Here is a 22773-nt window from a genome sequence, read left to right as displayed (position 1 = left end):
ACAGATGAATATAAACGCAAACAACATTATCCCTGAGTTTTCTCAGCCTAATATGAATGCTGTTATTCAAGCCTACCCATTAGGAGAGTTACGCTACCGTGAATATTTTCCTTTGTCGTTCAACCCTTATCTTACTTACTCTAATATTGAGGGAACTGATGGGGCTAAAATAATGGCTGACATAGTAGCTATTGGCTCAAAAGCACCACTTAAAGGGCGTGAATTTGTGGAAAGTATCAAAGGAGAAATCCCAAAAGTAGAAATTGCCAGAAAATTAAACGAAAAAGACCTCATTACGCTTCAGCAACTTCGTTATGCAGTAAATGCTAATCCTACTAATGCAGGTATAAAAAACCAATTGACTGGTAAGATATACGAAGACCCTCGTTTTTGTATTGATGGTATAAATGCTCGTATGGAGTGGATGGCTAAACAACTTGTGTCTACTGGTAAATACAAAACTACCGCTACCAATAATGATGGAGTAGTGAATGTATCGGTAGACTTCAAGGTGAAAACACAAAACGCACTCAAGAAATGGACGGATGCCGATGCAAATCCTGTAGAAGAAATCGAAAAATACCAAGAAGAAGCCAAAGGCAAAGGGTACAGCTATACCACTATCACTATGAGCCGTGCCACTCTCAATCAGGTATTGAAGAACAAAAATACACGTGCTTTTGTGTTAGGCGTTCCTATCAACGCTACTACCATTTTGCCCGATGTGCGTTTAGAACAACTTAATGCCGAACTTGCTGAACGTGGATTGCCTATTATCAAGGTATGGGAGTCTTTCATCAGCTTTGAGGGTAGAGACGGAGCAGTAACAATGGAAAATGGTTGGGAAGAGGGTAACATATTATTCTCTACTTCAGCATTGTTGGGTAGTACTCAATACACGACTACTCCAGAGTTCACAATGGACTTTGCCGATGTGATGAGTAAATCTATTAAGGATAACTTCATTTTGGTAAATACTTTTGGGCATCAAGACCCTATATCAGTATCTACAAAAGCTACAGCGTTCGCTACTCCTGTATTGAACGACTCTAAGCGCAAACTCATCATCAAAACAAAGTTCTAAAATGACAGCGCAAGCGTATATTGATGAAAAACTCAAACTCTGGAATGTAGAATACCCCACGACCCTACTCATTGCAGAAATGCAACGGGTAGGATTGGGGCTTTCAGATGAGTTCAACGAGGAGAATGAGAGAAAGACAAAGCTGTTTTTCTACAATCTCATTCCTGAACTCTTATTGCGCCCAGTGTCCTTTTCTGAGGGTGGTTTATCCTTTTCTTATGACAAATCAGCTATTACAGCATTTTACAATCTCCTTTGTAAGCAACTCGGTAGGGTGAATTTGTTGGAGGAAAAAGCCACTGTAAGAGATATTACCAATATGTTTTAAAGATGAAGATATACCCTTATTTACTTAGAAAAAAAGTGTCCCAACAGCCAACTATCAATGAAGATGGCATACCTACCTACCCCACAAACCCTATGACATGGGAGGAAGTAGGTGTATGTCGTGATGAGATAGCAGGAGCAGGGCAAAAGATAACTAAAGTAGATGGGCAAATCTTTGATTGTACCGCTACTATCTATGCTCCGAAAGGAACGCCTACCATAACAGCAGGCACCACGGTTCAGGTAGTAGATAACGAGGGTAATATCCGCCTTGAAAAGCAGGTAATTCGTTTTTCCACTGATTATTTCCATTGCCGTATATTCGTATGATAACACCACAATTCACACCCGCAGATATTGAGCGTATGCTCCAAGAAAAGATAGCCAAATACGAGGAGAAAATCGTTCGTATCCTGCGCTTTGTAGGTGAAAAGTGTATCAATGAAGCACGTGAATATGGTAGCTATCAGGATAGAACTGGTAACCTCCGTTCGTCCATTGGGTATATTGTCTTGAAAGACGGCAAACCCATTGAAAAAGGGGGATTTACTCCTACTGAAAGAGGAACAAAGAAAGGAAAAGACGGACAAAAAGAGGGTGAAGCATTCATCAATAAGGTAATATCTCAATATCCAAAGGGGTTTGTACTTGTGGTGGTTGCAGGAATGAAGTACGCAAGCTATGTAGAAGCCCGTAATTACAATGTACTTACTTCCGCTGAACTATTGGCCGAGCGAGAAGTTCCGAAACTCTTAAAAGCATTATCTCAATGAAAAAAACAGCCTCACAAATAGAAGCCGACCTATATAAGTACTTTAAGGATAAGATAAACCCGCTTATCAACGGGCAAACCTACCGCAATGGGGTACGACCCTTGAACTCACAGAAAGAGGATTGTGTAATATCGTTCCTTACAGGCTTAGATGGTCAATATCAAACAGGCGTGGTCAATATCAATATCTTTGTCCCTATGGTCAAAAATAACGATAATCAGTACATGAAAGACTTCGTACGATGTGATACTATCGAGCAGGCTTTAATGCCAATCATAGAGAATGCAAAAACGGCCCTACGCAATTACAGATTAGAGCTTCATCAGATGATACAGACCTTTGAGGAAAGGGATATAAAGCAGTTTTTCATCAACGCAAAAATTAAATTTAGGTATAACACTTTTAATAATTAAAAAATTAACATTATGGCATATACAGATAGTAATGACACCGCTTGGGGAAAAGTAGTTTTCAAGTATGGTGCGCCTGGAGCAGGAGGTTCTATGGGTACAGTCCTTAAAACATTAGGAGTTGTCAAAGAAGATAGTTATTCTTTGGAAACAGAAGACGGAAAAGAGTACAAGTTTACTGCAATTGGTGGAGAGGTAATTGACCAATTAAAAGGAGAACCCACATTAAAAGCTAAACTTACAGTTAAGAACCTTAATAAGGCTCTAATTTCTGAAATTTGGGATATTGAGGAGTCAGGTGATAATCTTATCGTCAAGTCTCTTATATCTACTAAGAAATTTTCAGTTTCTATTACTCCTGTAACATCAGGCAGTGAAAAAATAGATATTTTCTATTGCTCTATGAGTGGGAAACCTACCTATAGAGGTGAAGATGGTTATTGTGTAGATCTTGAAATGACTATAATTAAGACTGCTAAAGGATTATTTTCAATTGGAAGGGTAGCGTAATTATGGAAGAAAAAGTAGCACAAACACTACTTGAAGAACCAACCACAATAATCATTGGGGGCGAAGCGTATAAAGTCGCTCCGCCCTCTATTATTACACTGGTAAGGGCTTCAAAGTACATCAGCAAGATACCCGCCGATACCATTGACGAGAAGCATATATTCGGCTCTATTGTTCATAAGGCGGAAGATTATGAGAATATAGCATGGGCTGTGGCTGTTATCCTCTTAGGTAACCGCTTCACAGAGACAGCACGCCCGCCTTTTTGGCAGTTTTGGAAACGAAAGAAGCATATTACCCAAGGGGAGGTATTAGTCCAAAAACTCACCAAAGCCCCAGTATCTGAACTCTCTGAAGCCTTTTTTAAGGCATTAGGGCAAATGGATATACGCTCTTTTTTCGTCATTTCCACTTCCCTCAAAGGAATGATGATAACAAAACCAACGAAGGAAGTGGAGAACGAAACGATAGTATCTGGGGACTCGTAGGCTCGTTTGCCAAGCAATATAGGCTAACCTTTGACTATGTCCTAAATATGAGCTATGCCAACGTAATGCTATATAGCTCTGTGATACCCTCGTATGATTACGATAAGAAAGATAAAAAGGAAGCACCAAAAAATGAAACACGAACTGACTTTGCGGGCTTTCTTTCAAAATTAAAAGCACTTCAGTAGTGGTTAGCGATTAGTTGTTAGTTGTTAGACTATGGCAGCTAATCATTAATCACTAACCACTAATCATTAATATTATGCAAGAAAACGAAGGAAAACTACTCTTTGAAGTAAGAGCAGACCAAAGTGATATAAAGAAAGATATAGAAGCTATCAAAAAGCAATTTGAGAGCTTAACCAAGAAAACCCAAGAAGAGGGAGAGAAGCAAGCGCAAGTATGGCAGAACCTCATCAAGGGGGCGACTGCTTATTTCACTTTTCAGGGAGCCTCTGCCTTTATAAAACAAGTGATAGCCGTTCGCTCCCAGTTTCAACAACTTGAAATTGCCTTTGGCACCATGCTAAAGAGCAAAGAGAAAGCCAATGCCCTAATGGCACAAATGACTGATTTGGCAGCTAAAACCCCTTTCGGACTACAAGAAGTATCAGAGGGGGCTAAGCGCTTGCTTGCTTTTCAAGTTCCTGCAGAGGAAGTAACGGAGACGCTTAGGCGTATGGGTGATGTCGCTGCGGGATTAGGCGTGCCTATGGGACAACTCATTCATGTGTATGGACAGGTCAAAGCACAAGGAAAGCTAATGACGAATGACCTATACCAGTTCATGAATGCAGGTATTCCTATCATTGCTGAATTGAGTAAGGTTGTGGGTAAGAGTGAAACCGAGATTAAAGACATGGTCAGCGCGGGAAAGATAGGCTTTCCTGAAGTACAAGCCGTTATCAAGGGTATGACAGACGAGGGCGGGCTTTTCTACAACCTAATGGCAGAGCAGAGTAAAACCCTAAGCGGCCAATTGTCCAACTTGGAAGATAACTTTGACAATATGCTCAACGAGATAGGCAAGGCTACTGAAGGAATCGCTTCAGGAGCTATCTCAAGCGTGGCTTTCTTGGTAGAGAACTATCAAACCTTGGGTAAGGTGATAGCGGGGCTTATTGCAACCTATGGGGCATATCGTACAGCTGTATTGGTGAATATTGCCCTTACCAAAGGCTGGGCAGTAGCAGCTAAGGAAGATGCTATTGCAAAGGGGATACAGACTATTGCTACTAATGCAGCTACTGTTGCCACTAAAGCCCTCAATGCCGCTATGAAAGCCAATCCTTATGTACTGGTAGCTACCGCTGTAGTGGGGTTAGGAGCTGCTATATGGGCGCTAAAGGATAACACCACAGCCGCTGAGAAAGCACAGCAGGATTATAACAACCAAAAGCAGCAAGCCATAGACTGGGAGCAGCAGCATAAGCAAAAGATTGACGACCTGATAGAGAGTGCCACTAATCAAGCATTAGCAGATACAGAGCGACAAAAAGCCCTTATTGCATTGCAAAATGAATACCCTAATATCTTTGCTAAGTATGATATTGAGACTCTTAAATTAGCAGATATACTTAAACTCAAGCAGGAGATAGCCCAATATGATGCTGAACAAGCTGTAAATAAACGAAACAATGATTATAAAAACTCTAAATCAGATGTTGAAACATTTAAAGAGTTTATGAAATCTCCATACGACAAGAATAGTTACAAAAAATACATATTAGATACAGGGTTATATGGAAGAATTAACGAGGATTTACGAGGTTTTATATTAGGTTCTGAAAATCAGAGAAAAAAAGTATTAGAATATCTTACTGAAAAATCTAAAATTAAGCATGGTGATGTAAAAGGTGACAGAGTAGCCGCTTGGAGCATGGATGTGAAAAACCTATCAGAGGAAGAGATTAAGAGAGAGTTAGAGCACAGACAAAAACTAATTGCGGACTTGCAAAAGCAGAAGAAAGCAGGTAACAAATGGGCTTCTCATGGGGTGAATTTCGGAGGTGATTGGTTTGCTTTCAACGAAGAAGAACTACAAGCACAATCAAAGACCTTACAGGCACAATTGGATAAACTCCATGAGCAGACATATAGTTATACTGACCTTTCCAAAAAGTATGCTACTGCGGTGAAGAAAGCAGAGCAAGAACTTGCAGATATTACCAACAACAAGGCAGGATATAAAACTGAAAGTGACTATCAGAAAGCTGTTGCTGAAGCTAAGGAGAACCTTAAACAAGCAAAAAAAGTATATGATGATTTTTCAGTAGGTAATGATAAAAAAGCAAAAGCCGCCAAAACCAAATCCGAACTCCCTACTTTTGACTATGAAAAGGATAAAAGGGACAAGGAACGTTTGGAAAAGGATAGAATGTTTGAGGAGGACGAAGCTAAAATCAGAGCAATGAAGGACGGCGGAGAAAAACGTAACGCCTTGCTTGTTCTTGAGTATGAGAAACGAGCCGAGACAATCAAGCGAAAAGGAGAAGATGAGTTACAGGCTTTTATTGAAACAGAGAAGCAGAAAGCAGAAGCAGAGGGCAAGTGGAAGAAAGGGCAATATTTTAACACTGATACCCCAGCCATTCAAGAAGAAAAGGCAAGAATAGCTAAAAATCAGGAAGTCCTCAACCAGGACAATTTAGACGAATATACCCGCCAGCAGGAGGCTATGTATAAAGAGCTATTGGAGAAGTACCAAACCTATACAGACCAACGCAAAGCCATTGAGGAGAAGTACAACGCTGACATTGCCGCCTTACAAGGCAAGTTAGGGGCAGACGCTCCACAAGTGAAGAAAGCGCAAGACGAAAAAGCTCGTGAGCTTAAGAAATTGGACATACTCTACAAGAAAGAGGGTACAGCCATTGCTAAACTCTTTGAGAATATGAGCAAAAAGACTGTCAAGGAGATACGTGAGACCATAGCCGATGCTGAAGCCGAGATTGACGCCTTAGCAAGTACTCTTGACATGAGCTATAAGGACAATGTAGAGTTTATCCAAAACCTTAAACAGCAATTAGAGCAGGCAAGAGATACAGCTGATCGCAGTGATACAGTATTTGGCAGGCTTGGTAAAAACATTCAGGCACTATTTAAGTTTAAGCCCAATACGATAGAATGGAAAGAAGCGCTTCAAGGAGTCCTTTCAGATGCTCAGTCAATTACTGGAGAGTTTGGACAGTTAGGACAAGAATTTGAAAAACTGGGGCAGAGTAATGGGAATGAGACATTGAAACGTATAGGACAAACTATGCAAACGGTAAGCAATACTCTTAACCGTACATTATCAATGGCGCAGACAGGAGGATCTATAGGAGGAGGCTGGGGTGCTGTTATCGGAGCTGTAGTAGGATTAGTTGCATCGGGTTTTGAGGCACAATCAAAAGCACGATTGGAACATGAAAAGAAACTTAAAGAAATCGCCGCTTCAAAATTAGCTCAGCAGAGTGAATATAACAGACTTCTTTGGGAAGAACGAATGCTAATGAAAGGAAACACTTCTGTTTTTGGAACTAAAGAAATCGCAAATTCATTAGAATATCTAAAGATATACAATGATGAATGGACAAAGTTACAAAAGAATTTATTTGATGATGGGAATGTTAGAAGTTATTGGGATACCCGCACAGCAAAAGATTATAATTTTTATGAAGAGTATAAAAAAATAAAGAGTACAAATGATAAGTTTGAAACTTCTTTAGATAAAATCAATATTGTATCAGGAAGTCATAAAGAAGGTTTTCTTTGGTGGAGAAAATCAGTTAATGACTATAGCAAATTAACATCAATGTATCCTGACTTAATTAAGTCAAATGGAGAATTTAATAGAGAATTAGCTGAAAGTATAGTCAAAACAGAACAATTTGGAGAAGGAGGAAAGGAAGCACTACAAGAAATAATAAACCAATATGACCGAGCTCAAGAAGCACAAAAAAAGTTTGATGAATATATTAAAAATACTTTTGGCGAACTTGGTAAATCTATTACAGATAACGTATATAATGCTCTACAGAAAGGAGAGAACGCTTTTGATAGTTTTGCTAAATCGGTAGGAAGTGTAATAGGCAAATTAGGAAAGCAACTGATGTATGAACTCTATGTATCTAAACCTTTCGAAGAACTTCAGAAAAAACTAAAAAAAGCAGGAGAAGAAAGTGGTGATAGTGAAAATTTTGCGAGACAGTCATCTCAATTAGTGTCTAACTTTGGTAACGCTATGAAAGGTAAGGTTTCAGAAATGGAAACATTCCTTAAACAATGGAACGAGATGGGTAAAGCGAATGGCTTTGATTTCCTCAACGAGCAACGAAAAGCCGTAGAAAAAGGATTTACACGTATGAGCCAAGACACAGGAGAAGAACTCAATGGACGTTTTACACTTATGACGGCTTTAGAGAAGCAAACGGTTGATGGCGTAAAGGAAATGCACCAATCTTTAGTGAGTCTTTCAGAAAGACAATTAAGACACCTTGCAAACATTGATACCAATACATACCAACTTCACCAAGTAAAAGATGATATATCAGGAATGAAAAAGGATATGGCAGGAGTGAAACGAGGAATAGATGAACTTACTACTAAAGGCATTAAATTGAAGCCATAATAAAAGCCCCTTAATTGGGGCTTTTATTTTACCAATCATCTTTGTTTCGATTGTCAATATCTTTTATTATTGCATTAACCAATGTGTTAAAAAAATTTTCTATACTATTTTTTGAATTTTCATCTTTCAATTTCCCATCTTTGTTAAATGTACTATAAGTACCAAAAGCACCACCACCACCTACTAAAGAATATCTATGATTATTATTAAATCCATCTCCTTTGGTCTTCGCTATGATAGGGGTGTTTATTCTTATTTTATTATCTTTAAAATCTATAGTCATAGTGTACTCTAAATCAAACTTACGATTGCATCCCCCCATAAAATTACCATAACAAATACCTCCACTTTCAATTCCATTGATAGAGATTATTTTCCCTTCAACTTTACTTATAGCATCATTTGCAGAAACATAATAATTTGTAAGAGCAGTAAGGACACTTATATACAATTCATTAGCAGTTTTTCCTTCAAAATTATATACAAGGTAGTTTTTGCTTGGGTCTTTTTCATCAACCATTCCGTCTTTTGTTAATATAAATTGGCTATACCCTAAAAAAGGGACACAACTCATAATGAGCAATAATACTTTTTTCATGTGTTATATGTTTAATTTATTAGTTTTCATTATATTGTATCAGGAAATTCTTTTATATTCTGCATTGTCTGTTGATTTATTTGCTTTTTCAATATCTGACTTTCCCTATATTCTTCTGCTTCCGCAAGTTTTGTAAATTCTACCTTAGCACCTAATTTCTTTGCTTCCTCCTCTATACGATCCAATGATACATTGAAAAATTCTCTTCTATAATTAGTCATATTTACACGTTCGTTTGCAAATACATTATGTAATTTTGATTCCAATTCAGGAGCGTTTTCAGAGAATATCATAGCATGAATATCAAAAGGGAAAGGAACGCTTGCATCTCCCAATTCTTTTACTCTTTCTGTGGGTTCAAGCCTACGGGTCATTCCTATTTTATAAACATCATCTCCAAAAGCACCTATATTAGAAATAACATATACATACCCCATTTTCGTTTGTTGAGCCATTGATATAGCTTTTTGTTTCAATGTTTCTACACCTATAAGTCCCGCCTCAAGTTCTGCTATTCTTTGTAATAATTCCTCTTGCTTTTTACCAACAGCAGTACCTATTTCCTTTCTTGCTTTTTCGAGAGCTTTTATATACATTATCTCTTCCTTTTCTGCTTTTATTCTTGCAGCTTCGAGTTCTCTTTCTGCCCGCTCCTCTTCTCTCATTTGTTCTCTGATAGCTCTTTGCTCTTCCTTCTCTTCTTGCAGTTTTTTCTTATATTCATAAGTGAGCTGTAATTCCCAAGTCTTATATTCTTTATAGATTTCTGAAATTGATATTCCTTGATCTTTATATACTTTATTGATAGCTTCAAACGATTTATTTAATCGTTCTTCCATTTTTTTTATGTTATTCCAATCTACATTAGCAATAAAACTATCTGTTTCACCATTAAAAGCGCGTAACATCAATTGCTTTTCTCTTTTTACCATTACTTGCCCTTTTGAAAGACTACCATTCCAAGTAATAGTATCTCCTCCATTTACCGCACTACCTTCCTTTATCATAGCTTTAGCCTCGTTTCTATAAAAAAGAATTTTTTGTTTATATTCCTCGGATGTTTCAAAACTGAAATGAGGCTGATAGACTCCATATTCAGCCATTTCCAAATCATCTTCAAAAACACTTATTTTCTTTTTTAATTCTTCATAAGTTGCAAGGGCTTTATGATAATGAAATCTAAGACTTTCATATTCTTTAGATATATTAATTTTGTCTTGCTCTAGTTTTTCTATTTGGCTTTCTATATCTGTTAATGGTAAATATTTAGACAAAGAATTGTTTTTAGCCTCCAACTCCTTTACTCTATTCTCCAATTCTTTTATCCTGTCAAACTCTTTCTTTTTTAAGAAATCAAAAAGACCCATAGTAAGTATTTATCAAATTTTATTATTCAAGAAAATTTATCATTATTAGTAAATTTCAAGGGTATGTAATAGGCGTTCCTTATGAGTGTAAATATCGTCCAAGCTGTCAATAAATACCTTTTCGGAGCTGTCTTTTCCTTTGTCAAAGAACTCGATATATTTCTTTGCACCGTTGAAGTGTAACCTACAAATAGGCTTGCGATTGTTATCGTCCAATAATATCCCAAAGTATGAAATGGTATCTCGATAAGCAATTCGTGAAGCGGGTACTTTCTCTCTAACAATCGCTTTGATTATCTGAAAGCCCTCTAACTCTTCCTCTGTGGTAACGATTCTATTTTCGTCTCCCTCGTCTATAGGCTCCATTTCTGAAGGTTCGTCCTTGGGCTGTTGTGCTTTTCCCTCGTTAATGTCAAGGGCAGTTTTTAGGCGCGTACTGATTGAGTCATTAAAGTAAGAGGTCATTGCGCGCTTGAGATACCCACGGAATATTTCCAAACGTCCAGAGGTGATTTGCTTATCAAAGAAACGGCGCGCCAATAGCTTGATAAAATCATCGGACGGCTCCTGTATCTCCTTTTCAAACTCGTTCTTGAAAGCACGTACATACTTGAGAGCTTCAGCGCTCTCTAATATATTGTCAATGCTAAAGGTCGCCTTGGTGAACTTCACCAGCTCCTTAATAGTGCTATCCTTGAGGTTAGCCAAATTCACGGTAAGGAAAGGGTTGTTGTCCATGATATTAGGCTTTTCAAGGTCTGTGAAGAAATCATACACAATTCCATTGGTAATAATACCAAAGCGTGCATCGGTAACGTGATAGTATCGGTGCAATTGGGAGTTATGCGCATTGATGTTTTCTTTCCAATGCTTACACTCAATGATAATCACGACCTGATCGTCTTTTTTGATTACATAATCTACCTTTTCTCCTTTCTTAGTGCCTATATCCGCCACATACTCAGGAATAACCTCAGTAGGGTTGAATACATCGTAACCGAGTATCTGCAAGAAAGGCATGATGAAGGCGTTTTTAGTAGCTTCCTCTGTGCTGATTTGGTCTTTAAGACTTTCTACACGATTATAAAGCTGCTCTAATTTGCCTTTGAGTTCTGCTTCTATTTCCATGTTATGATTGATGTGTTATTAAATTAGGTACAAAATTAAGAAATTATAAAGGAATGCGAAAGAAATTTAACACACAAAATACATCACACGTTTTTAAAGAGGAATGTTGATAACTTAGTGAAAAAATTATATACAATTTCAAATAAAAATTATATATTTGCACCGTAAAAAAATATCTCTGTGGGCGCAGAGATATTGATGAGGAAGGTTGCTTTAAATTAAATAAAAATTTAAAATGAAGCATAATGATAAAGAGTGTGCAAATGTACGAACTTTCGTACAATTTTGCAAACGAAAAATAGCGAAAAAGGAAACTTTTTTGGCTGATTGCTCTGAATTGGTTATAAGCCAATTCTTTACTGCTTTTCACAAGGCTAAGGATTTATTCAAAAAAGCAATGAGTAAGTACCCGCCCGATTCGAGAAGCAGAGGTTTTGAAGCAAGTACTTTTCAGACTTGCATTATTGGAGAACTCCAAAAAGCCTTTCCGAGTGATTGGAAATTTTGGAAATACAAGCGGTTTGCTTTAAGTATGAAAGGGTATTCTTTTCTTATCAAGAAATTGGACAAGAAAGAAATGCCAATGAACATCCGAACCAAAGCAAACAATTCTATCTTAAACCAAGTGCAAACACTTATTTTTGACCCCACTGCGTACGAAAATCCTATTATTTTCTTTGGGTGGCAAAAGAGTAAGTTTGGCGAGCTAATGGCTCCACACTTTGTTTATATAGACGAGGAAAAAATACAGTGGCGTTTTTACGAAGAAGAACTTACCTCTGTTACTATTCCTACTATTTCAGTACCTAATTCTAATGATAGACTGCTTCCAAAGGTAAAAGAGCAGTCTAAGAAGAAAAGGGTAAATTAGTAACCCAATAGAGCAACCTTCCTTATCATTTTACACCTTTACACATCATCAAAAACCTAACGAAAATGAAAGTTAATCACTCACAGCTTACCCTTGCCAGAGAGTATAGGGGGCTCACACAAACGGAATTGTCAAAAGCAGTGCAAGGGCTTTCACAATCTAACTTATCCAAGTTTGAAAAAGGACTTGGAGGACTTTCTGATGAACTTTTAGGGAAAATATTTGAGACCCTCAATTTTCCTAAAGAGTTCTTTTTTCAAAATATAAATATTGACTTAGCGATAGCAAATTATCGTAAAAAATCATATATATCAAAGACACTCTTACAGGACTTTGAGACTTCGTGTAAGTTTATAGGCTATCTTATAGATGAAATGGCTGATTCTGTAGATTATCCTGATTTTTCCTTAGTTACATTAGACTTAGAAGAGGGATATACCCCTGAAGAAGCAGCTATATTTACAAGGAAGAACTTCAGAATAGCACCCGATGAACCTATCCATGATATTTTTAAGGTGATAGAGAACAAAGGAATTATTATATACGAACTCAATACCGATGAAAAATTTGATGGGATCTCATTTTTTACTCCTAAAGGATTTGCGGTTATAGTTATAAATAAACGTTTTACCAATGATAGGAAACGATTTACATTAGCTCACGAGTTAGGTCATTTGGTTATGCACTGCTCTCCTGATTTTCCTATACCCATTGGCAGAAACAAGGAGCAAGAAGCGAATGATTTTGCTTCGGAATTTCTAATGCCAAAAAGTGCTATAATGAAGTCTTTGGGAAACCTCAAGGTGTCGGCTCTTAGTGCTTTGAAAAACTATTGGCTTACCTCAAAGGCTGCTATTGTCAAACGAGCACAATCATTAGGGGCAATAGATAAGGATAGATACCAATTTCTCAATATTGAGTTGAGCAGGAGTGGAGAGAAGAAAAAAGAAAAAGATACTGTTTCCATTGATTACCCTCAAGTATTTAGCACCTCTGTAGGTTTGCATCTAAAAGAGCTTGGTTATACTGAGAATGAGCTTGCGGGGGCGTTCTCGCTTCCCCTTGATATTATACAAAAGTATCTTTTGCAGCAACCTTTTGCGGTTATAAAACCTAAACTTAAAGTAGTTACAGAATAAAGAAAGCCCCTTAATTGGGGCTTTTTCTATATCTCTATTTTCAGCTGTTTAAGCATTTCCCTATCCTTTTTGGCTTTATTTACCTGATAGATAGCGGTAGTGTTTTTATTGGTATGGGAAGCCAATAACATAGCGGTATCACTATCTAAGTTATCAAGCATATAGTGTTTGAGTGAATAAAAATCAGCTTCAATACCAAGTTTGTCTTTTACATTTCGTTTCCAAAATCGGGTAACAATTTCTTTATTTCCCATTTTCTTACTGGGTACGAAGTTCAAGGCAAAAAGATAATCATCAGGGCTTTTACACTCCTCACATACTTCACGCCAATATTCCAATGCAGGGGAAAGTATCACCTTAGTACATCGTTTATACTGCCCGCCCTTTTCAAGTAGTATGACAAACTCCTGCTTATCCAAATCTACATCTTTGCGTTGTAGTCTGAAAAGCTCTGTGTTACGTGCTCCTGAGTAGAGGAAGATCATCATATAGCGATAGAAATCGGGGTGTGTCTCCTCCAAGTGCTCCCTTACCCTATCTAATTCGTTTTTCTCAAGCACAAGGCGTGGTTCCTTAAAAGTCTTTTTAGGGTAAATATCCCTTGTAATATTACTCTCACAGCACTCATACTCTATAAGCTCTCGATAGAGGCTTGAGAAGTAAATCACGAACTTGTTATAATACTTGTCAGTAAGCTGTAGATAATCAAGCATACGCTTAAGATCCACACGGCGCAAATCCTTGATTTTGATATACTGCATACCAAGCGCTTCACTGGCTTCCTCAAGTCTATCAATAGCACGCTTTATATTATAGAGATGTGATTTAGTGCCTGATTTTATCTCCAAGGCACGCCTATATGCCTCAATAAAGAGCAGGTCGGGATACAGCCCCTCATTTCTGAGGTTCATGTACTTTTTAGTAATAGGGTTATACCCATCATTGAATTGTTGGGGAATACTTTTGAGAAAGAAAGAAATAAGCGCCTTACGTTCCTCTATTGTTTGTGGCTTATTAGCCCTCTTTCGAAAAGGAAAGCCTTGAGGATATTTCTTTTCATGACGAGGATCAAAGAAAGTGCATTGTACATACCAATCTTTGTCTAAATCCTTTTTAGTAGCTTTCTGCCAATTGGCTGGGGATACCCATAAATCGGTATAGCTACACCCTTGAAATGTTTTTGTTGCCATTTTGTTTGTAATTTTTACCTTGCCGTTTACCTTGCCGTTTTGGCGAAATTACAAACGAGATTTTAGCCTTAAAAACAAAGGTAACGCGTTGAGTGGAAGTGCGTTACCTTGTTGTGACCTCGACAGGATTCAAACCTGTAACCTTCTGAGCCGTAATCAGATGCGCTATTCAGTTGCGCCACGAGGCCAATTCTTATTTCGGGTGCAAAGTTACAGCTTTTTTTTGAAATGACAAGCGTTTTTGAAAAATATTTTTATTTTTTTACAACTTGCTAATAATGAGCGTATTATGTAATCATTTGCAACGGATTATACACGGGTAATCTTAGCTCCAATAGCCTTGAGGCGCTCTTCTATACGCTCATAACCGCGATCTATCTGCTCAATATTGTGAATAGTGGAGGTGCCTTTGGCAGAAAGAGCAGCGATTAGTAGTGCAATTCCCGCACGAATATCGGGGGAGGTCATGGTGGTGGCTCTTAGTTGTGATCTGAAGTCGTTGCCTATAACTACTGCGCGGTGAGGGTCACAGAGGATAATCTTAGCTCCCATATCTATAAGTTTGTCCACAAAGAACAAGCGGCTCTCAAACATTTTTTGGTGTACAAGTACTTCGCCTCGTGCTTGGATAGCTGTTACCAAGATGATACTCAGTAGGTCAGGGGTAAATCCAGGCCAAGGGGCATCATATACAGTAAGAATAGAGCCGTCAATAAAACTCTGGATCTCGTAGCCGTTGGTATGAGCAGGAATATAGATGTCGTCGCCACGGCGCTCAAGGCAGATTCCCAAGCGCTCGAATATGGTAGGAATGATACCTAAGTGTTCCCAGCCAACATTCTTGATTGTTAGTTCGCTCTTTGTCATAGCAGCCATACCTATCCAGCTACCGATTTCAATCATATCGGGGAGGATGTGGTGGGTGCAACCACTAAGTTTCTTTACTCCATGAATAGTTAGTAGGTTGGAACCGATACCCTCTATCTTAGCTCCCATGCTCACAAGCATACGGCAGACTTGTTGTAGATAGGGTTCGCAAGCGGCATTATATAGGGTGGTAGTGCCTTCGGCTAGGGAAGCAGCCATGATGATATTGGCTGTACCTGTAACGGAAGCTTCATCAAGAAGGATATAATTCCCCTTAAGTCCATTAGGGGCAGAAACTGAGTAATAATGTTCGTGTTCGGAGTAGGTAAAGGTAGCTCCTAATTTTACAAAACCATCGAAGTGAGTGTCCAAGCGACGACGACCGATTTTGTCTCCTCCTGGTTTGGGAATTCCCCCATAACCGAAGCGAGCCAAGAGAGGTCCAAGAATCATGATAGAGCCACGCAGACTTTGGCTTTGTTTGGCAAACTCTTTGCTGGAGAGGTAATCCATATTGATCTCATCGGCCTGAAAGGTATAGGAGCCTTTTGCCAATTTCTGAATTTTCACCCCTAAGTTCTCCAATAGCTGAATGAGCTTATTCACATCCAATATATCGGGTAGGTTATGGATGGTTACTTTCTCATCAGTTAGTAGTACCAGACAGAGAATCTGTAAGGCCTCATTCTTAGCGCCCTGTGGGGTAATTTCCCCATGTAGGGGATATCCCCCTTCTATCTTAAAACTTTCCATATATTATTTTTTCTTTCCCTTGGAGTAGTTAGGATTTTTCTTAGCTACTACAGAGGTATTATTTTTCTTTTGATAATGAGTTGGTTTGGAATTGAGGTTTTCGGACATACTTCCTAAATCTATTTTGCCATTGCTCAATTCATAGAGGTGATCAAAGATGATACTATCCTCCACATCTTCTTTGTTCCAAGTGAGGAAGCACTTTTTCATGTGGTTGGCAATAGAGAATTTCAAAGCTGTTTTCAGGTCTCCCTCTTCCCAATCATTGCATATTTGAATCATTTTCAGTATATTATTGCCATAGAAACGGTACTTAAGTCGGTGTTGAGGGAAGGCAAGTTTTTCAGGCTTAGGGGTGGTAGATTCTCGGGTAGGTCGCTCAAACGGGGAATCTACATCTATCTGAAAGTCAGACATCTTAAACAGCTGATCCCAAAGTTTGTGCTGAAAATCAGGCACATCTCTCAGGTGTGGATTCATGTTTCCCATCACGGCAATGATCGCTTTGGCGGTATTGTTGCGTTCGGTACGATCAGCTATTTTTACCGCTTTTTCTACCATTTTTTGTATATGCCTCCCATACTCGGGGATGATGAGCTCATTGCGCTCGGTGTTGTACTCTAATAAATTTTGTTCCATACTACTTAATTAATGATAAGTGACAAGTGACAAGTGATTAATAACTGATAATGAATATTTGTCATTAGTCGTTTGTCATTTGTCATTATTTTTGTATTTTTGCCTTCATAAATAATAGATATGCAATACACACTTTCTCAAATAGATAGCGTGGCAGAAACCTTCGTTAGGGAGATATTACCACACTCACATAAGGTGTTGCTCTTCCAAGGGGCTATGGGGGCAGGTAAAACGACCCTTATCAAAGCCCTATGCCAAAAGCTTGGCGTGAGTGATAGGGTAAGTAGTCCTACTTTCTCCTTAGTGAATGAGTATCAAGCTCTTGAAGGAAAAGTCTTCCACTTTGATCTCTATCGCATAGAAGAGGAATATGAGGCGCTTGACTTTGGGATAGAGGAGTATTGGGATTCTGGGGCTTGGTGTTTTGTGGAATGGGCGGAGCGCATTCCCTCACTGCTTCCTTCAAGTTATACAGAAGTGCAACTCTCTGTAATAGATGACACTACCCGCAGTCTTACCGTTGTACAGCATAATTAATGAACGTTATATGAATCTATTCAGGCGATTTCTTTTTTTCTTTTTTGGCCTTCTTATGGGCAGTGTTTTTGTGATGTTCTTCTTCCAGCGCAAGGGAACAGAGTTCTGCTACTTGCCCAATTGTAGGGTGCTAAAGGACTTACGATCCAAACCCTTAACCCTTGCCGAATCTTTGCAAGCTGATTACCATACGGAACAACTCGCACCTATCTTCCACGATGGGGATATAGACTTTTCCCGCAGTGATACCCATTCGGCTTGTCGTACCTATATTATTATAGGAGAGGATACCAAGCATACTCCCTTGGAAATCACTGTAGAGAGTTGTGCTAAGAAAGTAACAGTAACGGCGATCAAGCCTTTGAAATAGGTTTTACCTAAACCATTTTCCGTATCTTATGCCCTAATTCCCATAGGACAATGCCTACACTTACGGCAATATTGAGCGAATGCTTGGTGCCATATTGGGGAATTTCTATGGCGTGTTTGCATAAAGATACAGCTTCTTGTTGTACACCATCTACTTCATTTCCAAAAATAAGGGCGTATTTTGTACCCTTTTCAGGGATAAAATGATCCAAGTAGGTAGCGCTCTCTACCTGTTCAATGGCTATGGTTTGTATCTGCTGGGCATGTAGGTCAGAGAGTAGTGTACAAATATTAGGAGCATACTCCCAAGCCACACTCTCGGTAGCACCCAAAGCCGTCTTGTGTATCTCCTTATGGGGAGGGCAGGCGGTGATACCACAGAGGTAAATTTTCTCTATCCTAAAAGCATCGGCAGTACGGAATACAGAGCCTATATTGTTGAGACTGCGTATGTTGTCCAATATCACAATTACAGGAATCTTCTCAGCTTCTTTGTAGGCTTGTACACTTAGGCGGTGTAGTTCTTCGTTGGCTAATTTCCTCATGCCGCTGTCTTAAAATCGGTATACCAATTCTAACTTGTGGTTATTGAGTGCTTTCTTGGCACGTTCATAATCAGGGGTGAAGCCCAATATGTAGCCTCCCCCCCCTGAACCACATAGCTTCAGATAATAATCACCAGAGTCAATTCCTTGTTGCCAAAGGCTGTGGAACTGCTTGGGTATCATAGGCTTGAAGTGGCTGAGGACGACACGAGATAGTTTTTTTACATTGACAATCAGTGTCTTAAAGTTTCCTTGTAGGAAATTCTCTATGCAATCATCCGTATATTTGGCAAATTGTGTTTTGAGCATATTGCGAAAGCCTTCATTTTTCATTTTTTCCATGAAGATTTCTACCATCGGGGCCGTTTCTCCTATCATGCCACTATCTAGAAGGAATACAGCACCTTTGCCTTCTTCCATAGGAGAAGGAATCCCAGTGGTTTCAATCATAGAACTGGAGTTGATTAGGATAGGGATACTCAAGTAGCTATTGAGAGGGTCTAAGCCAGAGGATTTTCCATGGAAGAAGGATTCCATGAGGGAAAAAATCTCTTTGAGTTTTAACAGTCGCTCACGGGTGAGCTGAGAGGAGGTTTCTATTTTGTCTATGGCGTAGGTGTCATAAAGAGCAGCTACAAGAGCACCACTGCTACCTACTCCATATCCTTGGGGAATACTACTGTCAAAGTACATGCCCTCGGCTATATCTTGCTTCATACGCTCCAAATCAAAGCGTACGGGGGTGTCCTGTCGCTGAGAAATTTCCTTGAGATAATCAAAATATTGGGTCAAGGAAAGGTTGGATTGTCGCTCTACCTCACCCATGGTCTCGGGGGAGGTTTTCTTTAGCGTACCATTGTAGGAATTATAAGGGATTGCAAGCCCCTTGGAATCCTTGATAATACCATACTCTCCGAAGAGAAGTATTTTTGAATAGAAGAGCGTTGAATTCATTGAGTTAAAAAATATGGCTTTTGGAGGGCAAAGATACAAAAAATTTAATTAGCAAATTTGTTAATTAGTAAATTTAATTCATAAGTTCAGCAAATTGGTATTTCAGCAAATTAAAAAAATGTTTTTCTTTGGATGTTTGATATTATTTTTTTGTATCTTTGCCCCTTGTAACACCTGACTAAATGATTTTTATGAAAAAAATTCAACTGTTTGCCCTCCTGTGTCTTTCTGCTTATATGGGGGATGTTCAAGCAAAACATGTCATAGATAGTATAAAACCTCAAAAACCTATTTCACAACGTGTGGCACCGCCCGATAGCCTTTCGCTGAACACCTCTTTGCGTGAGGGGTTGTTGCAACTTAAGGATGATAACAAGGCTTTGAAATATGATAAGAAATGGTTAGAGGAGCTCTCCAATCGTTCGCTGTTTCCCCTTATGCAGAGTGATGTAGAAAATACTCCTGCAGGAACGGTCGCCTATGATGAACTTACTACCGAAGTGCTTAAAGAACGTTTGGCACGCTTAGATCAGAAAACACCCTTTCATATAGAATACAATCCTATCTTAGAGAATGTCATCAAAAACTTTCTCAAAAATCGTCGCTCTTCTCTTCAACGATTGATGAATATCAGTCAGTATTATTTTCCTTTGTTCGAGAGAGAACTCATAAAAAATCAAGTACCTAAAGAAATCAAGTACTTAGCCATAGTGGAGTCGGCTCTTAATCCTAAAGCAACTTCGCGTATGGGCGCCAAAGGACTTTGGCAATTCATGTATTATACGGGCAAGATGTATAACCTTGAGGTTAATAACTATGTAGATGAACGTTCAGACCCAGAACGCTCTACCCAAGCCGCAGCTCAGTATCTTAAGAAACTATATAGTGTGTTCAACGATTGGGACCTGGTTCTTGCCGCCTATAACTCTGGGCCTGGTAATGTAACCAAGGCGATGCGTCGCTCTGGTGGAAAAACGAACTACTGGAATTTGCGCCCTTATCTGCCCAATGAGACTGCAGGGTATGTACCTGCTTTCTTGGCGACTCTTTATATCTTTGAATACGCCAAAGAACATGGTTTCCAAGTAGAAAAACGTGAAAATGTATTTTTCGAGACCGATACAGTACAAGTAAAACGCCATATATCTTTCAAAGATATAGGAGAGGTAGTGGGTATGAATGAGCAGGAAATAGAATTCTTCAACCCTGCCTACTCGCTTAACATTATCCCTTATATAGAAGGAAAGAATTATGGCTTACGCCTGCCAGTGGAGGCCATAGGTAAGTTTGTAAATAATGAAGATATCATCTATGCCTACCTAGACCAAGAGGCTTCAAAAAGAGAAAAACCACTTCCTGAAGTAGTATCAGCAGCACAAGCCAAGAGCAGTAGTAAGGTAACCCATAAGGTAAAGAAAGGAGAGACTCTCGGACGTATTGCCTCCCGCTATGGGGTAACAGTCAATCAGCTTAAGAAGTGGAATAAGATTAGGGGTAATAGTGTAAAGGCAGGGCAACGTATAGTGATTCACAGATAAGATAACTATGGACAAAATTCAATACTTTGAAAATATACTTGACCTTGTGGGACATACCCCATTGGTCTCTTTACAGAAGATAGCTGAGCCCATGCAAGGACATTTTTTTGCTAAGGTAGAGGCTTTCAACCCAGGTCATTCGGCTAAAGATCGTACCGCACTACATATCATAAAGGATGCAGAAGAAAAAGGCTTACTGACTCCAGGGGGGGTGATCGTAGAGACTACCTCTGGAAATACAGGGTATAGCCTGGCAATGATTGCTGCCATTCGTGGTTACCGCTGTATCTTAGCCGTAACGGATAAGTCTTCACAGGACAAAATAGATATGCTACGTGCCCTTGGAGCAGAAGTACATGTATGTCCTGCTTCAGTAGCGGCTGATGATCCTCGTTCTTATTATGAAGTAGCTAAGCGTATCCATAAGGAAACACCTAACTCTATCTATATCAATCAGTATTTCAATCCTCTCAATACTCAGGCTCATTACCTAAGTACAGGAAGGGAAATCTGGGAACAGACAGCAGGACAGATCACTCATCTGGTGGCTTGCAGTGGTACAGGAGGTACTATTTCTGGTATTGCTCAGTACCTTAAGGAAAAAAATCCTAAGGTAAAAGTCATAGGGGTAGATGCCGATGGTTCACTTATCAAAAAATATTTTGATACAGGGGAGATAGATAAGAGTGAACTACACTCCTATTATATAGAAGGTTTGGGAAAAAATCTCATCCCCGGAGCCTTGGATACCAGTGTGATAGATGAGTTTGTCAAGGTCAATGACAAAGAAAGTGCCTTAGCTGCGCGTGAGATCAGCCGAAGGACAGGTATTTTCTGTGGTTATACTTCTGGGGCAGCTTGGGTAGCTACCCAAAAATATAATCAAAACAGCCCATTTGATGCCAATAGTGTAGTAGTGGTAGTATTCCCAGACCATGGCTCTCGTTATATGAATAAGATTTATAGTGATAAGTGGCTCAAGGAAAAACTCAATATTAATTAATCAATATTTATATTATGACAATGATGAACTTTTCTTATGCAAAAGAATTGGAGATGATTACGCAAACGGCCGCAGCCTTTGCCAAACAATATATATTGCCTTACCGTAGTGAGTGGGACAGAACTCAAGAATTTCCAGTGGAAGTTTTTCGCAAAGCAGGCGAGTTAGGCTTTATGGGAATCCTTGTTCCTGAGCAATACGGAGGTTCAGGATTGGGCTACCATGAATATATCACTATTATAGATGAAATCTCTCAAGTGGATCCTGCCATTGGGCTTTCTATAGCTGCACACAACTCTTTGTGTGTGAATCATATACTCACTTTCGCTAATGAAGAGCAGAAAAAACGTTGGCTTCCTAAGCTCGCTACAGGCGAACACATAGGAGCATGGGGGATTACCGAACACAATACAGGTTCCGATGCAGGGGGGATGCTTACCACAGCTGTCAAAGACGGCGGCGAATGGGTGCTTAATGGTACAAAAAACTTCATCACTCATGCAATTTCTGCCAATGTAGTAGTGGTGATAGCTCGTACAGGAGAAAAAGGAGATAAGCATGGTATGACAGCTTTCGTGGTAGAGAGAGGAACTCTAGGTTTTACCAATGGAAAGAAAATAGACAAAATGGGAATGCGTGCCAGTGAGACAGCTGAGCTTGTTTTCCAAGATTGTCGTATCCCAGATGAGAATCGCTTAGGCGAGGTAGGGGAAGGCTTCATTCAGGCGATGAAAATTCTTGATGGGGGGCGTATCTCTATTGGTGCTCTTTCGTTAGGAACTGCCAAAGGAGCTGTAAAGGCAGCGATACAATATGCTAAGGAACGTACCCAGTTTGGCAAGCCCATTATTGCCTTCCAAGCTATTGGCTTTAAGCTGGCTGAACTCTCCACTGAGATAGAAGCCGCTGAGCTTATGCTACATAAGGCAGCTTACCTAAAACAAACCAATCAGCCTGTAACCCAACAGGCAGCTATGGCCAAGCTCTATGCTTCCGAACTTTGTGTAAAAGCAGGTAACGAAGCTATACAAATACATGGAGGTTATGGCTACACTACCGACTATCCTGTAG

Annotated in this window: 23 protein-coding genes and 1 tRNA gene; 15 read left to right on the top strand and 9 right to left on the bottom strand. The window is 39.3% G+C overall.

Annotated elements, in window-relative coordinates; genetic code table 11:
• Positions 1 to 4: 4 nt before the first annotated feature.
• The 8 genes from Q0625_RS05985 to Q0625_RS05950 all read left to right on the top strand — a co-directional run bounded on the left by Q0625_RS05985 (position 5) and on the right by Q0625_RS05950 (position 8204).
• The gene (locus Q0625_RS05985; RefSeq protein ID WP_298824499.1) at positions 5 to 1084 is read left to right on the top strand and encodes a major capsid protein; all 1080 of its coding nucleotides are present in this window, start codon (positions 5 to 7) and stop codon (positions 1082 to 1084) included.
• A gap of 1 nt (position 1085) precedes the next feature.
• Positions 1086 to 1412: a DUF6706 family protein gene (locus Q0625_RS05980; RefSeq protein WP_298824497.1), complete on the top strand. Its 327-nt coding sequence runs from the start codon at positions 1086 to 1088 to the stop codon at positions 1410 to 1412.
• A 2-nt stretch (positions 1413 to 1414) separates the two neighbouring features.
• Positions 1415 to 1741 carry a hypothetical protein gene (locus Q0625_RS05975; RefSeq protein WP_298824494.1) on the top strand — a complete coding sequence of 109 codons (327 nt, stop codon included), beginning with the start codon at positions 1415 to 1417 and terminating at the stop codon, positions 1739 to 1741.
• The gene (locus Q0625_RS05970) at positions 1738 to 2184 is read left to right on the top strand and encodes a hypothetical protein (RefSeq protein WP_298824492.1); all 447 of its coding nucleotides are present in this window, start codon (positions 1738 to 1740) and stop codon (positions 2182 to 2184) included. The genes Q0625_RS05975 and Q0625_RS05970 overlap by 4 nt, the downstream gene beginning before the upstream one ends.
• The gene (locus tag Q0625_RS05965) at positions 2181 to 2597 is read left to right on the top strand and encodes a hypothetical protein (protein WP_298824491.1); all 417 of its coding nucleotides are present in this window, start codon (positions 2181 to 2183) and stop codon (positions 2595 to 2597) included. The genes Q0625_RS05970 and Q0625_RS05965 overlap by 4 nt, the downstream gene beginning before the upstream one ends.
• A 12-nt stretch (positions 2598 to 2609) precedes the next feature.
• The gene (locus Q0625_RS05960) at positions 2610 to 3104 is read left to right on the top strand and encodes a hypothetical protein (RefSeq protein WP_298824489.1); all 495 of its coding nucleotides are present in this window, start codon (positions 2610 to 2612) and stop codon (positions 3102 to 3104) included.
• Between the two features lie 2 nt (positions 3105 to 3106).
• On the top strand, positions 3107 to 3592 hold the full coding sequence (locus Q0625_RS05955; RefSeq protein ID WP_298824487.1) for a hypothetical protein: 486 nt from the start codon (positions 3107 to 3109) through the stop codon (positions 3590 to 3592).
• A gap of 262 nt (positions 3593 to 3854) precedes the next feature.
• Positions 3855 to 8204 (top strand): tape measure protein, encoded by a 4350-nt coding sequence (locus tag Q0625_RS05950; RefSeq protein ID WP_298824485.1) that lies wholly within the window; start codon positions 3855 to 3857, stop codon positions 8202 to 8204.
• 28 nt (positions 8205 to 8232) lie between these two features.
• Here the strand turns inward: Q0625_RS05950 and Q0625_RS05945 are convergent, their stop codons facing one another.
• Genes Q0625_RS05945 through Q0625_RS05935 form a run of 3 tightly spaced genes read right to left on the bottom strand, consistent with a single transcriptional unit; the run spans position 8233 to position 11297 of the window.
• A complete protein-coding gene (locus tag Q0625_RS05945; RefSeq protein ID WP_298824483.1) occupies positions 8233 to 8802 on the bottom strand; it encodes a hypothetical protein in 570 nt (189 codons plus the stop codon).
• A gap of 29 nt (positions 8803 to 8831) precedes the next feature.
• A complete protein-coding gene (locus Q0625_RS05940; protein ID WP_298824481.1) occupies positions 8832 to 10169 on the bottom strand; it encodes a DUF4041 domain-containing protein in 1338 nt (445 codons plus the stop codon).
• 45 nt (positions 10170 to 10214) lie between these two features.
• The gene (locus Q0625_RS05935) at positions 10215 to 11297 is read right to left on the bottom strand and encodes a type I restriction endonuclease (protein WP_298824479.1); all 1083 of its coding nucleotides are present in this window, start codon (positions 11295 to 11297) and stop codon (positions 10215 to 10217) included.
• A 235-nt stretch (positions 11298 to 11532) separates the two neighbouring features.
• On the opposite strand from Q0625_RS05935, the gene Q0625_RS05930 reads away from it, so the two are divergent.
• The gene (locus Q0625_RS05930; protein WP_298824475.1) at positions 11533 to 12168 is read left to right on the top strand and encodes a hypothetical protein; all 636 of its coding nucleotides are present in this window, start codon (positions 11533 to 11535) and stop codon (positions 12166 to 12168) included.
• 65 nt (positions 12169 to 12233) lie between these two features.
• Entirely contained in the window at positions 12234 to 13307 is a 1074-nt protein-coding gene (locus Q0625_RS05925; RefSeq protein ID WP_298824473.1) for an ImmA/IrrE family metallo-endopeptidase, read from the top strand.
• A gap of 26 nt (positions 13308 to 13333) precedes the next feature.
• Here the strand turns inward: Q0625_RS05925 and Q0625_RS05920 are convergent, their stop codons facing one another.
• The 4 genes from Q0625_RS05920 to Q0625_RS05905 form a co-directional block, all read right to left on the bottom strand.
• The gene (locus tag Q0625_RS05920; protein ID WP_298824471.1) at positions 13334 to 14497 is read right to left on the bottom strand and encodes a site-specific integrase; all 1164 of its coding nucleotides are present in this window, start codon (positions 14495 to 14497) and stop codon (positions 13334 to 13336) included.
• A 114-nt stretch (positions 14498 to 14611) separates the two neighbouring features.
• Positions 14612 to 14685: transfer RNA gene (locus Q0625_RS05915), tRNA-Arg, on the bottom strand.
• Between the two features lie 121 nt (positions 14686 to 14806).
• A complete protein-coding gene (murA, locus tag Q0625_RS05910) occupies positions 14807 to 16117 on the bottom strand; it encodes a UDP-N-acetylglucosamine 1-carboxyvinyltransferase (RefSeq protein ID WP_298824469.1) in 1311 nt (436 codons plus the stop codon).
• 3 nt (positions 16118 to 16120) lie between these two features.
• Positions 16121 to 16756, bottom strand: coding sequence for a DUF4290 domain-containing protein (locus Q0625_RS05905; protein WP_298824467.1), 636 nt, complete (start codon positions 16754 to 16756; stop codon positions 16121 to 16123).
• Positions 16757 to 16876: 120 nt separating this feature from the next.
• Between Q0625_RS05905 and tsaE the strand changes: the two genes are divergently transcribed.
• Both tsaE and Q0625_RS05895 read left to right on the top strand, forming a co-directional pair.
• A complete protein-coding gene (gene tsaE / locus Q0625_RS05900) occupies positions 16877 to 17293 on the top strand; it encodes a tRNA (adenosine(37)-N6)-threonylcarbamoyltransferase complex ATPase subunit type 1 TsaE (protein WP_298824465.1) in 417 nt (138 codons plus the stop codon).
• Positions 17294 to 17303: 10 nt separating this feature from the next.
• On the top strand, positions 17304 to 17663 hold the full coding sequence (locus Q0625_RS05895; protein WP_298824462.1) for a hypothetical protein: 360 nt from the start codon (positions 17304 to 17306) through the stop codon (positions 17661 to 17663).
• Between the two features lie 7 nt (positions 17664 to 17670).
• Here the strand turns inward: Q0625_RS05895 and Q0625_RS05890 are convergent, their stop codons facing one another.
• Both Q0625_RS05890 and Q0625_RS05885 read right to left on the bottom strand, forming a co-directional pair.
• Entirely contained in the window at positions 17671 to 18207 is a 537-nt protein-coding gene (locus tag Q0625_RS05890) for a TrmH family RNA methyltransferase (RefSeq protein WP_298824460.1), read from the bottom strand.
• A 9-nt stretch (positions 18208 to 18216) separates the two neighbouring features.
• The gene (locus tag Q0625_RS05885) at positions 18217 to 19161 is read right to left on the bottom strand and encodes a mevalonate kinase (RefSeq protein ID WP_298824458.1); all 945 of its coding nucleotides are present in this window, start codon (positions 19159 to 19161) and stop codon (positions 18217 to 18219) included.
• Between the two features lie 191 nt (positions 19162 to 19352).
• Here Q0625_RS05885 and Q0625_RS05880 point away from each other — a divergent pair, with 191 nt between their 5' ends.
• From Q0625_RS05880 to Q0625_RS05870, 3 genes are all read left to right on the top strand, one after another.
• Positions 19353 to 20699 (top strand): lytic transglycosylase domain-containing protein, encoded by a 1347-nt coding sequence (locus tag Q0625_RS05880; protein WP_298824456.1) that lies wholly within the window; start codon positions 19353 to 19355, stop codon positions 20697 to 20699.
• Between the two features lie 7 nt (positions 20700 to 20706).
• Positions 20707 to 21702, top strand: a complete 996-nt coding sequence (locus tag Q0625_RS05875) for a cysteine synthase family protein (protein WP_298824454.1) — start codon at positions 20707 to 20709, stop codon at positions 21700 to 21702.
• Positions 21703 to 21725: 23 nt separating this feature from the next.
• Positions 21726 to 22773: acyl-CoA dehydrogenase family protein (locus Q0625_RS05870; protein ID WP_298824452.1), on the top strand; the 1048-nt coding region annotated here is incomplete at its 3' end.

It is taken from the genome of uncultured Capnocytophaga sp. (assembly GCF_938029845.1).
In the GTDB taxonomy this organism is placed as follows: domain Bacteria; phylum Bacteroidota; class Bacteroidia; order Flavobacteriales; family Flavobacteriaceae; genus Capnocytophaga.
This window is presented reverse-complemented; position numbering and strand designations above follow the sequence as displayed.

Bases quoted from the DNA above. Each gene is read 5' to 3' on its own strand.
- Q0625_RS05950 (WP_298824485.1), top strand. From the start codon at position 3,855: ATGCAAGAAAACGAAGGAAAACTACTCTTTGAAGTAAGAGCAGACCAA.
- Q0625_RS05920 (WP_298824471.1), bottom strand. From the start codon at position 14,497: ATGGCAACAAAAACATTTCAAGGGTGTAGCTATACCGATTTATGGGTA.
- Q0625_RS05875 (WP_298824454.1), top strand. From the start codon at position 20,707: ATGGACAAAATTCAATACTTTGAAAATATACTTGACCTTGTGGGACAT.
- Q0625_RS05970 (WP_298824492.1), top strand. From the start codon at position 1,738: ATGATAACACCACAATTCACACCCGCAGATATTGAGCGTATGCTCCAA.
- Q0625_RS05955 (WP_298824487.1), top strand. From the start codon at position 3,107: ATGGAAGAAAAAGTAGCACAAACACTACTTGAAGAACCAACCACAATA.
- Q0625_RS05905 (WP_298824467.1), bottom strand. From the start codon at position 16,756: ATGGAACAAAATTTATTAGAGTACAACACCGAGCGCAATGAGCTCATC.
- Q0625_RS05945 (WP_298824483.1), bottom strand. From the start codon at position 8,802: ATGAAAAAAGTATTATTGCTCATTATGAGTTGTGTCCCTTTTTTAGGG.
- Q0625_RS05985 (WP_298824499.1), top strand. From the start codon at position 5: ATGAATATAAACGCAAACAACATTATCCCTGAGTTTTCTCAGCCTAAT.
- Q0625_RS05885 (WP_298824458.1), bottom strand. From the start codon at position 19,161: ATGAATTCAACGCTCTTCTATTCAAAAATACTTCTCTTCGGAGAGTAT.
- Q0625_RS05925 (WP_298824473.1), top strand. From the start codon at position 12,234: ATGAAAGTTAATCACTCACAGCTTACCCTTGCCAGAGAGTATAGGGGG.
- Q0625_RS05895 (WP_298824462.1), top strand. From the start codon at position 17,304: ATGAATCTATTCAGGCGATTTCTTTTTTTCTTTTTTGGCCTTCTTATG.
- Q0625_RS05930 (WP_298824475.1), top strand. From the start codon at position 11,533: ATGAAGCATAATGATAAAGAGTGTGCAAATGTACGAACTTTCGTACAA.
- Q0625_RS05965 (WP_298824491.1), top strand. From the start codon at position 2,181: ATGAAAAAAACAGCCTCACAAATAGAAGCCGACCTATATAAGTACTTT.
- Q0625_RS05940 (WP_298824481.1), bottom strand. From the start codon at position 10,169: ATGGGTCTTTTTGATTTCTTAAAAAAGAAAGAGTTTGACAGGATAAAA.
- Q0625_RS05960 (WP_298824489.1), top strand. From the start codon at position 2,610: ATGGCATATACAGATAGTAATGACACCGCTTGGGGAAAAGTAGTTTTC.
- Q0625_RS05880 (WP_298824456.1), top strand. From the start codon at position 19,353: ATGAAAAAAATTCAACTGTTTGCCCTCCTGTGTCTTTCTGCTTATATG.
- Q0625_RS05980 (WP_298824497.1), top strand. From the start codon at position 1,086: ATGACAGCGCAAGCGTATATTGATGAAAAACTCAAACTCTGGAATGTA.
- murA (WP_298824469.1), bottom strand. From the start codon at position 16,117: ATGGAAAGTTTTAAGATAGAAGGGGGATATCCCCTACATGGGGAAATT.
- Q0625_RS05975 (WP_298824494.1), top strand. From the start codon at position 1,415: ATGAAGATATACCCTTATTTACTTAGAAAAAAAGTGTCCCAACAGCCA.
- Q0625_RS05935 (WP_298824479.1), bottom strand. From the start codon at position 11,297: ATGGAAATAGAAGCAGAACTCAAAGGCAAATTAGAGCAGCTTTATAAT.
- Q0625_RS05890 (WP_298824460.1), bottom strand. From the start codon at position 18,207: ATGAGGAAATTAGCCAACGAAGAACTACACCGCCTAAGTGTACAAGCC.
- tsaE (WP_298824465.1), top strand. From the start codon at position 16,877: ATGCAATACACACTTTCTCAAATAGATAGCGTGGCAGAAACCTTCGTT.